Consider the following 14,678-nt stretch of genomic DNA (forward strand, 5'->3'; position numbering starts at 1 on the left):
AATAATTGTGTGAATAAGAAGAAATTTAAATTAAGCGCAAAGGTTAACATACCTTGTCACATTGAAATCAAGAATCCTGAAACAGAAACTCATGGCCTGCTTAGGCTAAGTAATGGTGACTTTTGCGATTTTCTTAATCTGACATTTACTGGTAATGGAACAGATAGAACTGAGAAAATTGAAGCCAAAACATTTCTTCAGATGGATTTGAAGCACCAAACTGGTATAAGTGTGAATGCGGAGTTTTTAGATGAGGCCGGTTTTGTAGAGGGCGAATTTTATACTGGCAGCTGGGAAGAAATTGTTCTAAGAGAAATAGAACTTTCTTTAACTGACGAACCCTTTTTCTACAGTTGTGACTCCGAAAGTTTAAAATTCAGCATTGGCGCCGCTGGCGAATCTCACTTACAAGTTGAAGCCCATGAAGATGATAAACTTTCCATTGTTTTCTCTGTTAAAAATTCAACTGATAAGATTCAAACAGTAACTCAAAGCTTTAGCAAATCTTCTGATGGTGGAGAGATGATAAAACGTCTGTACGGGAGATTGAGAAATTTAGCCAGGGATACTGATTTTATTGAACGGCAGACAAGAGATAAAAAACAACTCATTGAGCAATTTAATAAGACCATGTCTGAGAGCTTTCGCTTTTAGAAATGTTCCATCTATGCTTCTGTTATCGCAGAACCCAGGCAGTTTAATCCTGAGTTAGCATTTAAAGAGTAAATGGTTTCGCGTAAAATTATTCTTCTTCCTTCAGTGCGCCCCGAACAATCGCAACCTGTCCTGTATACTTTTTATTTTCCTTTTGATCGGTAGTAACAGTGATGCGCCAAACATAGGTTTCAGTTTTACAAGGCTTGCCCTGAAACGTACCATCCCAGCCCCGCTGAAAATCATTTGTTTCAAACACCACCTGACCCCAGCGGTTGTAAATTTCAAGTGTATACTTATAAACTCCCTGACCTTTCGGCATGAATACATCGTTAAGTCCATCGCCATTGGGCGTAAATGCATTCGGTACGTACATCTGAAACTCATCGTCCACCACTAAAACCTTAATCGCAGTATCAATACATCCCCATTTATTTGTAACAACTAAAACAATCGGGAACTGCCCCGCTGATTTGTATAAATAGCTTGCATTTCTTTCCCTCGTTATTGAAGTGTCGTTTTTTACCAAATACCATTCCCATGTTCCCAGTCCTTCTCCATAGGTAGTGTTATAAAATTGTACTTCTTCAAGTCCTGCAACCGGATTCTGAGGTTTAAAATCGAAGTTGGCCTCCGGTTTAGGATTGGCGGTAACCACAAGCGTTGTAGTATTTGCACAATTATTAGTATCACTATAATGTACGCTGGCTATATAAGATCCTGCTATGTCAAAACAATAATTGCGAGTTGTATCTCTCGAATTAATGGCGTCAACTCCAAATGTAACATTGGTATACTGATCTGTATTGTTTACTTTCTGCAAACTAAATTTCGTACAGAAAGGGGTGCATAAATTATTTCTACTACTTATTAAATTGCCTTGAGGCAGTGGATAAACCCGAACAAAAACAGTTGTAGTAGCAACACAATTGCTTTCACTTTTAACTGTAAGGGAATAAGTGCCCGTCATAAGAAAATTAGTGAGTGCAAGGCCTGTGTCTTTTGCGGAGGCTCGAAATTTCTCGGGACCTTCCCACAAATAACTTACACCACCAGACCCCTTCAATTGCAGCACAGAATTAAAGCAACCCTTTGGAATATTAGCTATAACCGGTACGGGCAGAGGATATGCAAAGCCTGAAAGGTTCATCAAGGCTGAACTTGAACAGGAATTTGTTCCGGTAGCTGTTACCGTATAAGTACCTGCGTTTAGAGAACTTACCTGCGGAAGGTAAACTGTTTGAAGGGTAGAAGAAAAATTTTGTGGTCCGCTCCAGTTATAATTGGAAGCTCCTGATGCAGAAAAAGTAACCGAAGAACCAATGCAGGTGGTAACATCACTAACACTTAAGATCGGCACTGCAAGCGTTGCAACAGATACATAGGCCGTAGCACTGCAGAAATTACCATCTGTGCCTGTCACCGTGTAATTACCGGCTGAACCAGGGACCGCCGGGTTAATCACGGGATTTTGGAAGTTACTGGAAAAGCTTGAAGGACCCGTCCAGCTGTAAGTTAAAGCAGATGCTGATATAGCAGAAAAATTAACTGGCGTATTTACGCAAACCGGGCCATTGCTACTTGCCGTTAAGGTGGGAAGTGCATAGGCACTTATTGATTTGTAAGTTTTTGCATAACACGAGCCTGAGTGTACCACAAGGGTATAGCTACCTCCTGCGGAAAATCCAGCGTTTACAAGAATCGGATTTTGTGCCGTGCTGTTGAAGCCATTTGGTCCAAACCAGCTATAGCTTGTCCCGCCACTTCCATTTAAAACAAGTGAAGACCCAACGCAAAATCCGGCAACAGATTGAATGACCGGAACAGGCGACGGAATTACTGAAGCACTAACGGTAGCCATATTGGTGCAACCGTGAACGCTGGTTAAAATCACACTGTAACTTCCTGTCATTGCCGGATTGGATGAAGGACGCGATGGACTTTGTAAAGTTGATGAAAACGCCGGTCCCGACCATAAATAAGATGCTCCTATCACAAAATTAGATGATAATTGCAGGTTAGCCCTTCACAAACAGTACTAGCCGATGCTGACAGTGATGGGGTTGGATTAATCGTGAGTAATTTATTTACCGAAGCTGTACAACTGTTTGCAGCAGTAACTTTTAAAATATAATTACCACTCTGCGATGGAAGAACATGGTAGAGAGAAACAGAACTTAGTGTAGAGGTAAATCCTGAAGGTCCGGTCCAGTTATAAAGAGAGTGTGTGTTGACTGGAGAAAATACCAGCGAATCATCCTGGCACACCGGCGAATTACTTGTAAAGCTAACCGTTGGAACAGGTTTTACAGTAACATCCCCAACCGCACTGGAGGTGCAACCTGCAGTGGCGCCAACAACAGTATACTGTGTAGTAGAAGGTGGACTTATCACTAATGGATTAGCCTGAGAACCAGTATTCCACGAATAAGTTGTAGCACCAGAAGCTAATAAAGTTCCATTAGCCAATGGACATATTTGTACACTCGTGACGTTGATAATTGGGTTAACAACAAACTTTCCACTGACAGTTTTGGTAGATATACAATTGTTTGCATCTGTACTTGTAACGGTATAAACGTAAATAGAGGGAGAACTTTCGGTAACTGTCTGTGTGGATGATGAAGAGCCACTGGTCCAGGTGTAAGTATAACCAGGCGTACCTCCACTATTTAAAGCAGTAAAGGTAATGCTTCCGCCTATACATACCGAAGAAGAACTCGCGGCAATATTTAAAGTAAAAGCGGCAGGTTGCGTGACAAGAAAAGTATTCGTCACACTGCAGTACGTAAGATTGTCAATCACATAGATAGTATTAACTCCTGCAGCAAGTGAAGTAGGGCCAGGTACCGTCACTGTGCCATTGGCATCCGTCCAAAAATAACTCTGACTGCCCGAGCCTCCTGAAAGAGCTATAGAAGCGGTACCTGTAGTTGCTCCATGACACAGCAGACTATTTGTTGCAGAAACCGTACCTGTTAATGGGATTAAAGGATTAAAGGTAGTAGTGGGAGCGAAAGTACAATTTGTGCCCGCATCAAAAACACTTACCGTATAAACACCCGGATAAAGATTTGAAGCCACCGATGCAATCTGTGATGTTGGGGTCCACGAAAAAGAAAAAGGTCCTGGTGTGCCGGAAGCAGTTACCGTGGCAGATCCAAGACTTCCACATGTAATGGTGGATGTATTAAATGATAATGTCGGAACAGGTTTAATGGTCACCGTTTGTGAAGCAGAGGCTGTGCAGCCAAGTACTGAAGTTCCAATTACGGTATACTCTGTAATTGTTGTTGGAGAGACTGTATAAGTGCTTCCGGTAAGAGCCCCCGGATACCATGTGTACGTATTTGCTCCAGTAACGCTAAGTGTTTCAGTAGCTCCAAAACAAATGGCTGTGCTGAGTGAACTAAGTGTAAAAGTGGAAATAAAATCAACGGATAGTGTAGTTGTGGCTGAGCAATTATTTGCATCGGTAACCGTAACTGTATAAATATATGTGCCACTCGAATTTTCATGTACAACGTTGGTAGCAGTGGCCGGGCCTCCTGTCCAGTTAAAAGTAAAAGTACCGGTACCACCCGTTGCACCCGCTATTAATGTAACACTTTGGCCCGGACAGGAAGTAGGAGAACCCGCACTAACGGTTACCACAATAACAGAAGGCACAGTAACTTGAGCGACTGCGTTAGCCGTACAAGAATTTAAGGAAGTTCCTACCACCGTATAATTTGTTGTTGTCGTTGGCGAGGCCGCTACGAGGGAGCCTGTTAAATTCCCGGGCTGCCAGGTGTATGTATCGGCTCCGTTGGCAGTGAATGACAAAGATGCTCCGTTACATAACGCGGGTGGCTTTAGCACAGAGATAGTTGGAGTGCTCGATACAAAGGCGGTGTAAATCGCCAGTTCTACACAACTATTTGTATTTTTTCCAGCCAATGTAAAAGTTGTAACTCCTATAGACGAAACCAACATCGTTGAAGTGGTAGATCCACCCGGCAACCATGTATAATTTGTAGCCCCAGTAGCCGTAAGTGTAGCAGAACCACCACTGCAAAGTACAGGCGGAGAAGAAGATATACTCACAGTCGGCTGAACCAGGGTGCTTACAGCGAGTGTGGAAGTATTCAAAGCTCCACAGGTACTTGAAGCCGCAACACTAATTGTACCTGCACTTCCGCCTGCATATACACTGATAGTATTTGTACTTGAGGTTCCGAACCACCCTCCAGGTAAACTCCAGGTATAACTGGCATTGGAAACAGGTGACACACTGTAAATATTAGTTGTGTAGGGACAGACCAAGGTGCTTCCCGCAACAGGCATCTGACAGGGAGTGATAGTATATAATTGCAAAACTTCCGCCTGAGATATAGCGCGATCGTACAGGTAAAAATCATCCAGTACTCCATTAAAATATCTCACTGCTGAAGTCGCGCCACGTCCTATAGTAATCGGATAAGTTGTACCAGTATTGATACTTGCATTAACACCCCCGACACTGCAGGAAATACCTGTTTGTAGCACCCCATCAATGTAAAAAGCAACATTGCTATAAGATGTACTTGCTGTGGCATTCATTACTGCGACTATATGATGCCAGGCACCGTTTTCAAGACAAACATTTCCGCGAATCAGAGCCTGATTGGACACATCAAGTCCAACCCCAGGTCCGCAATAATTCCAGACAATCTGATATGTATCTCCGGCACCCGTTGCAGTGCCGTAATCAAAAGCCACTACTGCATTGGTTGAACTGCCGGATATGGTGTTTGATGTTTTTGCCCAAAACGATAGCGACCTCGATAATGTACCGGTAGGCCCGGTGCTTAGCATCTGTATATAATCGGATGACCCATTAAAGTTATATGCCGCATTGGGAACTCCACATCTGTCGGGAACCAAAGAAGCGCCTGTAACGGTTCCATGATTCGCGCTGCCAGAAATATCGTTGGCGCTTCCGGAAAATGGCCATGCTCCAATAAGTCCATTGGTTGGAATTTGTGTGTAACCAAAGAAAGGGAGAAGAATGAGGGCAAGAAAAAGTAAACGGCTCATCTGGGTTTGTGTGTCAAGCAAAAATACAAAAAAAGACTGATTTTATCCTAATGAACATGCGCTGGAAAATATGTCGGGTGGAAATAAACGTTATAAATTTCTAATGAGCCTAAAGAAGTCTTGAAGCATCCCTAATCGTTCATATTTTCTCTGAAAAACTTATTCTTCAACCAAAGTTTTTCATCTATACTGATATAAAATCCATAAGAATATTCCAACTGATAATCGCGGAAATCATAATAAGGTTCAACACGTAAAGTCACATTAACTCCTCTGGCTAACGATACTTTTTTTGTGAAGCGTGCGATTAATAGTTCTCGTATCCTTTCTTTATAATACCAACTGTAAGCTACGGCTCTTGATTTGCTTGAATACAAATCGCCACCTAATTCATTTTCGTAAGCTTCACCATACCAATAAGAAAACTGTACATCTGTTTGATATGCCCCTTTAAATCCAATGTTTCCAAAGAAGCCGTCGCCCCAAGTATGCCTGCTAATTGATCCTGAATAATAATTATTTGACCGCAACACATAGCGTGCATCCACATAGAAATTCTTTATCCATTTGCTCTGTGTTCTTCTATTTAAAACAATTCCTGCCGCGTAATTAAAGTCTGTATGCGACCCTGATGCAATAGTATCGATCTGCCCCCCTTTATGAATAATAACAGCCTGGAAGGGAAGTCGAAAATCCCAGTTGCCTCGTGTAATCTTTACAATATTTGCATTCAGGCCAGACATGATTTTCTCCTGAGTTCCACTTCCCTTATAGGTCATGTTGAGCCAGTCAATCCACACATCAAAGTCAAAATGTTTTTTATTTAATGTAAACTGCGCTCCATTTTCAAGACGATTACTGAACACTCTTTCAAAATTATAAAGCGGCTCAATAAGTTGATGATTCAAACTTCCATCCAAATTACCGAAAACCATTTTAAAATCATTCTTATAATACCGCAGAGAAAATGTTGGAAGAACCTGGGTAAATTTATTATTTCCGAAATCCTTATTTAAAAAAACCCCGCCTTCAATACTTAAATTTTTTGTAATCTGGTAGCCGAGTTGTGGGTTGAATTGATACCCAAAAAGAGTAAAGCCATCAAACATCACGTTGGTGTATTCATTATTCTTTAAGAAACAAAGATTTTGAATCTTTACATAAAGTTGATTTTCATGACTGGTATCAATCTTTGAATTAAAAAACAAAGAAGAATTATCCAGCTGCGAGTACGCCGGAAATAAAAACAGAGCCAGGAAAAAACTAAGAACTAAACGTTTCACAATTAAATTATAATCTTATAAACTTAAGGATATTTCTTTGAATACGCTTAGTGGCAGCGATTTTTATAAATAAAAAAGGAAACCGTTTTGGTTTCCTTTTAATATTAATCTACATTATCATGTAGAAAAGAATTGTTTGGTCGGATCTCAATTTTTTTATCGTCCCCTTCACTTAAAGTGTAGCGTGAAACGCTTGACTCAGTACTCGGCGTTTTATTTTCGAGAACAATATTTTTACGTTCGAAAGCTGTTTGTTTTTCCAAAGCAGCAAGTCCCTCCGGACTTTTCATTTTCAAAGTAATGTCCTTCAGCTTACGAATACGTTCCTGCGCTAATTTTATTTGTTCCTCCCTGTTAGTACCTTCCAGATTTGCAGGTGAAATATCATGTTTTACTTCATTAAACGTAGGTTTAACCTCTTCGTCTTTGATGGTGTTAAAAGTAAATTCAACTATCGGAAGAGTCGTTTCGTTAGATTCAGTCACATTTGTTTCCTGCGAAGGAGTAGTAGTAGTGGCTGGCTTTATAGTGGCTGGTTGGTCTACCTGGTGCATCGGAGAAATAACAGCTTCCGGCTCCTTTTCTATTTTAGTAAAAACAAAAGGCTCGCTTTTTTGAATCTCATCAATGATGTTGGTTTGTTTAGGTTCCTGAACAGGAACTTCTTTCTCATCCAATTTCACAATTTTACGTTCTTTAAACGTAGGAGCTTCAAAGCCGCTGTTTTTTGATTTGAATCCAGTTGCGATGATAGTAACACTTACATTATCTCCTAAAGACGCATCGGTTCCGTAACCTGTAATTAACTCTGCAGTTCCGCCGGCCGCTTCCTGGATAAAATCGGTAATGTCACCAAATTCATCCATATCAATATCATCACTTCCGCTCATGATATTTAACAATACGTGACGGGCGCCGCTGATATCGTTATCATTTAATAAAGGAGAATTTAAAGCTTGCTCAACAGCTTTGATAGCGCGCTTTTCACCGCTTGCAACAGCAGAACCCATTATTGCAACTCCACTGTCCTTCATAACAGTTTTCACGTCATTAAAGTCAACGTTGATATGCATGTGAAGACTGATGATCTCTGCAATACTTTTTGCTGCGCCTGTCAATACATCATCTGCGTGCTCAAATGCTTCGCTCATTTTAAGGTTACCATAGATCTCGCGTAATTTATCGTTTCCGATAACCAATAAAGTATCTACGTACTTCTTCATTTCTTCCAGACCTGCTTCAGCCTGTGCGCGGCGTTTTTTACCTTCAAAGGTAAATGGAATCGTAATAATACCAACCGTTAGTATGCCCATTTCACGAGCTATACTGGCAATCACCGGCGCAGCGCCAGTTCCGGTACCACCACCCAAACCGGCAGTAATAAATACCATCTGCGTGTCGTCGTCGAGAAAACTTTTGATTTCGTCGATTGACTCTAAAGCCGCATCGCGACCTACATCTGGTATTGAACCTGCACCCAAACCTTTGGTAGATTTGATGCCTAATTGAATTTTATTTTTTACCGGACTTTTTTCCAAAGCCTGTTTATCCGTATTACAGATGATGAAATCCACACCTTTAATTCCTAAGCGAAACATGTGGTTAACGGCATTGCTCCCGCCGCCGCCTACACCAATCACCTTAATGATTGATTTTTCTTCCTGTGGTAATTCAAATTGCATCATGATCTTCGTATTAATTATTATTACTTATTTCGTGTTATTTATTTCGAGTTCTATATTCTTTATTCGGTTAATAGTGGAGTGTCCCGCTAGCTAACGGAAGCTCTGACTCACTATTCAATATCGTCGCTCATCCAGTCTTTTGTACGCTCTATCAGACTTGTAAAAAAGCTTCCAACTTTTTTTTGTGAATGGCCAACAACTTTTTTACTTTCCTTTTTCTTTTCCGTGGCATTTTCAACTTCCACTTCTACCTCCAGTTTCATAAGATTTACACCGCGTTTTGAATCGCGTTCGTATTTCTCAATTCCTTTCATCACCAAACCAACGCCTGTTGCATACAAAGGGTTTTTCATTTCGTCATCGTTGCCGGCAAGATGTTCATTCGGTGTTCCAATGCGGCAATCCATCCCTGTGGTTAACATCACCAGTTGGGGTAAATGTTTTAACATAGCGCCCCCACCTGTAACAACAATGCCTGCGGCAAGTTTACGCTCATATCCACTGCTTTTAATTTCAAACAAAACAAACTCCAGAATTTCTTCCATACGTGCCTGGATGATCTGCGCTAAAAATTTTACAGAAATTTCTTTATGCGGACGCCCACGTAAACCCGGAATAGAAATAATTTCATTTTCCTGGTTTTCCTGAGATAATGCTGATCCGAATTTTATTTTTAATTGTTCAGCTTGTGTTCTAATAATTCCACAACCTTCTTTAATATCATCCGTAATAATATTTCCACCAAAAGGAATTACTGCAGTATGACGAATAATGCCGTCGTAAAAAATAGCCACGTCTGTTGTTCCTCCACCTATATCCACCAAAACAACACCTGCCTCTTTTTCTTCATCGCTCAATACCGCATCTGCACTGGCCAATGGCTCAAGGTGCAAATCAACAGTTTGTAATCCTGCACGATCTACACATTTAAAAATATTTTTTACTGCGCTAACTTGTCCGGTGATAATGTGAAAATTACCTTCCAAACGTATGCCAGCATGACCGATGGGATTTTTAATTCCTGATTCACTGTCGATAATATACTCTTGTGGAATTACGTGAATAATTTCCTCACCCGGACTCATTACCAGGCGATGCATGTTATCAATAAGGTTATCAATATCTCTCTGATTAACCTCATCATCTAAACTCTGACGCGTGATCATACCACGGTGCTGCATACTTTTAATATGCTGACCTGCGATTCCCACAATCACTTCCCCAATATCTACGTTCGCTTTATCAGCAGCAATGGCTACTGCAGTTTTAATAGATGCTACCGTTTGTTCAATATTTACAACCACACCACGGTTAACCCCAAGGGATTCAGCTTTGCCAATACCAAGTATCTCCACCTTTCCAAACTCATTTCTGCGACCAACAATTGCAGCGATTTTTGTGGTTCCAAGATCTAGTCCAACAACCAGCTCAGAGGCGAGGTTCGGGTTTGGGGTCGTTTTCTTTTCCATATTATTATTTTTTGGTGCATACCACCAGGTTTTTATATTTTAAATTGATAGTAGAATATTTTGTCCAGCTATCTGATTTACTTAATCCTTCTGTATAAAACAGTTTCAGTTTATTAAATTTTTCAGCAATGTTGTTTGCATCGCCAAAAATAATTTTATGATTACCAATTGCAGGAAACAATTCCAATTCCTTTTCCCCATTCACGTATATCTGGTGAATGAGTTGAGTAAGAACAGAATCGGCGGTTATATAATTTGAAACGTCCAAAATATCGTCGAGCAAACTTACTTCCTTAAACAGTTTATTTTTTTTTATCTGATCCACCGAAAACTCGTAACGTCTTGCATAAGGCTCAATAATCTCGCCACTGGCAACAATTACACGGGCTGAATAATTCTGGTTTAATGGCATGAGCTTATTTTGCGAGTCGATATAATAACTTTCTCCGGTTTTATTTATAATGCGCAATACTGGAGTTCGTTGCAAAATTTCTACTTTTATTTCTCCATTCATATCGGCAGAAACTTCCGCATTTTCAATCGCCGGATGGGAATTCAAAGCTTTTTCCAAAGCAGGAATGTCGATATCCTCATACCTGCTGGAAAGCAAAGAATCATTTCGCTCTTTAAAAAAAGTCTTAACATCGTCTTCACTCAGAAAAAGATTTTCATCATTGTTTTGAATGTTGATGTTCAGGCTGCTTGCAATAATATTTCTCTCACTTTTAGAAATAAAGGCAAGAGAGCTTGTCAGACCTGCAATAGCAGTAATCCAAAGAACGGCAACAAAAACTTTTCTATAATTTATTTTTTTCAATTTACTTTTTCAATACTTCTTCAATCGGACCAATCAAGGAATCAATATCTCCCGCCCCCATCGTTACAATCACTTCCTTTTGATTTTTCGTTATCTCTTCCAGCACACCTGCTTTTGATAAGAGCTTTTTATTTTTTAGCTTCATCTTATCCAATAACCACTGTGAAGTAATTCCTTCAATGGGTTTTTCGCGGGCAGGATAAATCTCCAGTAAAATACACTCATCCAGCATGTCCAGACTCTCAGCAAAACCGTCTGCAAAATCCCTCGTCCGGCTAAACAAGTGTGGCTGAAAAATACCGGTCACTTTTTTCTCAGGATATAGTTTTTTTACCGATCCTATTGTAGCCTTTAATTCTTCAGGATGATGCGCATAATCGTCAATGTAAACTACATTTTCACTACGCACCCTATAATCGAAACGGCGTTTCACTCCACTAAAAGAACGTAGCCCCTCTTTTATAACATCGCCTTTTATTCCTAATTGCTGTGCAATGGCAACAGCAGCTATAGAATTCTCAACATTGTGCAAGCCCGGTAGCCCAAGCGTAACGTTGCTTATAGACTCTACCGGACTTTTTATGTCATAAAAAAACTGTGCATTCTCAATTCTTATTGATTGTGCACAATATTCGGTATCTAAATTTAGCGAGTAGATTATCCTTTTATCAGTGAGGGTCAAATCGTTATCAACATTTTTCTTAACAATTAAGATCCCATCCTTTTTCACTTGTTTTGAAAATAAAGTATAGCCTTCTCTTACATGATTTGCATCTCCGTAAATATCCAGGTGATCTGCATCTGCACTTGTAATTACAGCAATCTGGGGATGCAGGGTTAAAAATGAACGGTCGTACTCGTCTGCTTCTACAACGACATAAGCATTTTCATCATTTACATCACCAAGCAGCAAATTTGTATTATAGTTTTTTGAGATACCTCCCATAAAAGAAAAACAATTAATACCTGCTGTTTTTAAGAGATGCGTTACTAAAGTGGTGGTAGTTGTCTTTCCATGCGTTCCGGCAATAGCGATAGTTTTAAATTGTTTTGTAATCTCTCCAAGTACCTGTGATCTTTTTAAAATAGTAAAATTATTTTCTGAAAGATAGCGATATTCGGCATGCTCTTTTGGAACGGCCGGTGTGTAAACGATAAGAACATCGTCTTTCTTATACTTTGCGAGAAGTTCTTTTAGAGCGTCTACATTTTCGTTATAATGGCAAACTATCCCCTCCTCTTCTAAAAGTTTACAAAGCTCTGAAGCTGTTTTATCATATCCTGCGACGGCTTTTTTGTAATGATTAAAAAAACGCGCTAAGGCGCTCATACCAATGCCGCCGACCCCAAGAAAATAATAAAGTTTATAGTTCAGTATGTTCATGTTAATCTGTAGTCCGCTAATTTTAAAACCTCGTTTGCTATAACATTTGCCGAATCGTGGTAGGCCATTTTACTAATGTTGTTAGTTAAAGTCACTTGTTTTGTTTCATCGCCAATAAGGTTGATGGCAGCAGTTATCAACGTCTGGCGCGCTTCAGAATCTTTCACTAACACAGCCGCGTCTTTATTAACTAAAGCCATTGCATTCTTTGTTTGATGGTCTTCCGCCACATTTGGTGATGGCACCAAGATGCAGGGCATTCCAATGTTACAAAGTTCAGAAACAGAACTTGCTCCAGCCCTCGAAATAACTATATCCGCAGCAGCATAGGCAAGATCCATACGCGAAATAAAATCGAGCGCATATATGTGTTTATGATTAAATTTTTCTGTCTGAGTTTTTGCCGTCTCGTAATATCCTTTCCCGGTTTGCCAGATTAACTGGATAGTTTTCTCAGCAAGTCTTTCAAGGCCAGCACCCATAGATTCATTAATGGTTTTCGCTCCGAGACTTCCACCAATAACCAAAATTGTTTTTTTAGAAGGATCCAGTTTAAAGAATGAGATTGCCTCTTCTTTCTTTGTACGAACTTCTTTCAAATCCTGGCGAACGGGATTTCCCGTAAGAATAATTTTTTCTTTGGGAAAGAACTTTTCCATGCCTTCATAAGCCACACAAATCTTACTCGCTTTTTTTGAAAGTAATTTGTTGGTTATTCCCGCATAAGAATTTTGTTCTTGTAACAAAGCAGGAATTCCTTTGGAGGTTGCTGCTCTAAGGAGTGGACCACTGGCGTAACCACCCGTGCCTATTACAACATCCGGTTGAAAATCTTTAATAATCTTCCTGGTCTTGATTAAACTTTGAATAACTAAAAAGGGAAGTTTTAAATTAGATAAAGTTAGCTTACGTTGAAGCCCTGCAATCTTAACTCCAATTATAGTGTAGCCAGCATTCGGAACTTTTTCCATTTCCATTTTACCCAGGGCTCCCACAAATAAAATTTCTATATCAGGAACAAGTCGTTTCAACTCGTTCGCAATTGCCACTGCCGGAAAGATATGTCCACCTGTTCCACCGCCGCTTAATATAACTTTTAGTTTTTTCAAAATTTAAATAATGAACTCTTCAGTTTTGCAAGAGTGGTTAAAGACTATTATGCGGCTTCCAATTTTTCTTCACCTTTATCTTCGGATCCTCTGCTAACGCTAAGAATTATGCCCAGAGCGATCATGGTAAACCAGATAGACGTTCCACCCATACTTATTAAAGGCAAGGGTTGACCTGTAACCGGGAATAAATTTACTGCCACAGCCATATTTACTAAGGCTTGAAAAACAAGGCTAAAAGATAATCCTATAGCAACTAATCCTGCGAAGGGCTTATCATTGTCCCGCATAATCTTTATACCTCTATATAAGAGTATCATGTATAAAAACAATAAACCAAAACCAATAAATAAACCGTATTCTTCAATAATTATAGCATAAATAAAATCGGAAGATGCTTGTGGCAAAAATGCTCGTTGAGTGCTGTTTCCCGGCCCCTTACCAATAATGCCACCAGTTGCGATAGCAATTTTTGCTTGTTCACTTTGGTAGTTACTTTCTGTATCCCCCTTTGAGAAATTTTCTATCCGGGCTTTCCATGTCGTGGCACGTTTACTCGGAAATGTTTCTGGCGCAAACCAAATCCAAGCAAAAAATAAGCCTCCGGCTACAACACAAATCCCTATAATTTTTAGAATGATTCGAATATTTATTCCCCCAACAAACATCAACACCAGACAATTAGAAAACAATATTGCCGCTGTGGAAAAGTTTGCCGGCAAGATCAATACACACACAATTCCAATTGGCAAAAGCAAATGCCTTGCAACGGACTTGAAATCAACTAGTTCTTTTGCTTTTACAGTGAGAATTCTCGCTACATAAATCAACAGCATTAATTTAGCAACATCTGAAGATTGAAAAGTTAACCCAATACCCGGGATTGGAATCCATCTGGATGCCTCGCCCTCACTTACACCTCTCAATAAAGTATAGATTAATAGTGGAATAGAAAAAATAAAACCGATTTGCGCCACCTTGCTGAATACCGTATATTTTATTTTATGAAACACATAAGCAATACCAAACCCTAATGCAATTATGACAAAATGCTTCACCAAATAATATTCGGAATTCCCTTGTTTAAATTTATGGGCAAGGGTTACAACGGCGCTGTAAACTACCAAAATAGAAAGCAACGACAATATGAACATGATAGCCCATATGACCTTGTCTCCCTTTAAGTAGTTAAATAGCTTCATCGTTTTCAGTTTCGTTA

10 protein-coding genes are annotated in these 14,678 nt (G+C 39.8%); 1 reads left to right on the forward strand and 9 read right to left on the reverse strand.

The features are described 5' to 3' along the window. Positions 1-9: 9 nt before the first annotated feature. Positions 10-654: a hypothetical protein gene (locus CNR22_06495; protein ID PBQ31426.1), complete on the forward strand. Its 645-nt coding sequence runs from the start codon at positions 10-12 to the stop codon at positions 652-654. An 88-nt stretch (positions 655-742) separates the two neighbouring features. Here CNR22_06495 and CNR22_06500 read toward each other — a convergent pair whose 3' ends face one another. From CNR22_06500 to CNR22_06540, 9 genes are all read right to left on the reverse strand, one after another. Then, positions 743-2,566 (reverse strand): hypothetical protein, encoded by a 1,824-nt coding sequence (locus CNR22_06500; GenBank protein ID PBQ31427.1) that lies wholly within the window; start codon positions 2,564-2,566, stop codon positions 743-745. 80 nt (positions 2,567-2,646) lie between these two features. Beyond that, complete coding sequence (locus tag CNR22_06505) at positions 2,647-5,712, reverse strand: hypothetical protein (GenBank protein ID PBQ31428.1); 3,066 nt, start codon at positions 5,710-5,712, stop codon at positions 2,647-2,649. A gap of 131 nt (positions 5,713-5,843) precedes the next feature. After that, positions 5,844-6,995 (reverse strand): hypothetical protein, encoded by a 1,152-nt coding sequence (locus CNR22_06510; protein PBQ31429.1) that lies wholly within the window; start codon positions 6,993-6,995, stop codon positions 5,844-5,846. 104 nt (positions 6,996-7,099) lie between these two features. Beyond that, the gene (locus tag CNR22_06515) at positions 7,100-8,677 is read right to left on the reverse strand and encodes a cell division protein FtsZ (protein ID PBQ34842.1); all 1,578 of its coding nucleotides are present in this window, start codon (positions 8,675-8,677) and stop codon (positions 7,100-7,102) included. Positions 8,678-8,790: 113 nt separating this feature from the next. Continuing rightward, positions 8,791-10,149 carry a cell division protein FtsA gene (gene ftsA, locus CNR22_06520; GenBank protein PBQ31430.1) on the reverse strand — a complete coding sequence of 453 codons (1,359 nt, stop codon included), beginning with the start codon at positions 10,147-10,149 and terminating at the stop codon, positions 8,791-8,793. 4 nt (positions 10,150-10,153) lie between these two features. After that, positions 10,154-10,966 carry a hypothetical protein gene (locus CNR22_06525; protein PBQ31431.1) on the reverse strand — a complete coding sequence of 271 codons (813 nt, stop codon included), beginning with the start codon at positions 10,964-10,966 and terminating at the stop codon, positions 10,154-10,156. A gap of 1 nt (position 10,967) precedes the next feature. Further along, entirely contained in the window at positions 10,968-12,350 is a 1,383-nt protein-coding gene (locus CNR22_06530) for a UDP-N-acetylmuramate--L-alanine ligase (GenBank protein PBQ31432.1), read from the reverse strand. Continuing rightward, entirely contained in the window at positions 12,347-13,459 is a 1,113-nt protein-coding gene (murG, locus tag CNR22_06535; GenBank protein ID PBQ31433.1) for an undecaprenyldiphospho-muramoylpentapeptide beta-N-acetylglucosaminyltransferase, read from the reverse strand. Before murG ends, CNR22_06530 begins: the two co-directional genes overlap by 4 nt. A 47-nt stretch (positions 13,460-13,506) precedes the next feature. After that, complete coding sequence (locus CNR22_06540) at positions 13,507-14,661, reverse strand: cell division protein FtsW (protein ID PBQ31434.1); 1,155 nt, start codon at positions 14,659-14,661, stop codon at positions 13,507-13,509. Positions 14,662-14,678: the final 17 nt, after the last annotated feature.

The organism is Sphingobacteriaceae bacterium, assembly GCA_002319075.1.
Lineage (GTDB): Bacteria > Bacteroidota > Bacteroidia > B-17B0 > Aurantibacillaceae > Aurantibacillus.

Coding starts and splice junctions, on each gene's coding strand:
- CNR22_06500 (PBQ31427.1), bottom strand. CDS start 2,566: ATGACAGGAAGTTACAGTGTGATTTTAACCAGCGTTCACGGTTGCACC.
- CNR22_06505 (PBQ31428.1), bottom strand. CDS start 5,712: ATGAGCCGTTTACTTTTTCTTGCCCTCATTCTTCTCCCTTTCTTTGGT.
- CNR22_06515 (PBQ34842.1), bottom strand. CDS start 8,677: ATGCAATTTGAATTACCACAGGAAGAAAAATCAATCATTAAGGTGATT.
- ftsA (PBQ31430.1), bottom strand. CDS start 10,149: ATGGAAAAGAAAACGACCCCAAACCCGAACCTCGCCTCTGAGCTGGTT.
- CNR22_06530 (PBQ31432.1), bottom strand. CDS start 12,350: ATGAACATACTGAACTATAAACTTTATTATTTTCTTGGGGTCGGCGGC.
- CNR22_06540 (PBQ31434.1), bottom strand. CDS start 14,661: ATGAAGCTATTTAACTACTTAAAGGGAGACAAGGTCATATGGGCTATC.